The sequence below is a fragment of the Saccharothrix sp. ST-888 genome, assembly GCF_000955975.1.
GTDB lineage: Bacteria > Actinomycetota > Actinomycetes > Streptomycetales > Streptomycetaceae > Kitasatospora.
The window spans coordinates 1-329 of record NZ_JYJF01000748.1; the positions used below are offsets into that span (position 1 = coordinate 1).

Genomic DNA, 329 nt, shown 5'->3' on the forward strand with positions numbered 1-329 from the left:
GGGCTCCCGACGGATCTACCGGATCGCCCTGACCAGCTGGGCCTGGCTGCTGGTGGAGCGAGGGGTCCCGGTCGGCCGCGAGCGGCGCCGGGCGCGGCCCGCGGTCGTCCCGCTGGCCCTGCTCGACCGTCCGGAGGCCGCCGGCCGGCTCGCGGACGCGCCCGCGCGGCGCGCCGCTGACGCCGATGCGCGCACGCCCAATCGCGAACTGTCCATCCCGCGCCGCGGCGTGGCCTGGTGGCGCAGCCAGGCCTGGCTCCGCGCCGACCCGATGCCCGGCCTGCGCCCGCCGGCGCCGCCCGATCACAACGTGCCGCCCCGTGGCCCCG

The 329-nt window shown here is 80.9% G+C and carries 1 protein-coding gene; it reads left to right on the forward strand.

Annotated features, from left to right (window positions below):
* The coding region (locus tag UK12_RS42360; RefSeq protein ID WP_197085423.1) for a hypothetical protein at positions 1-329 on the forward strand (329 nt) is incomplete at both ends.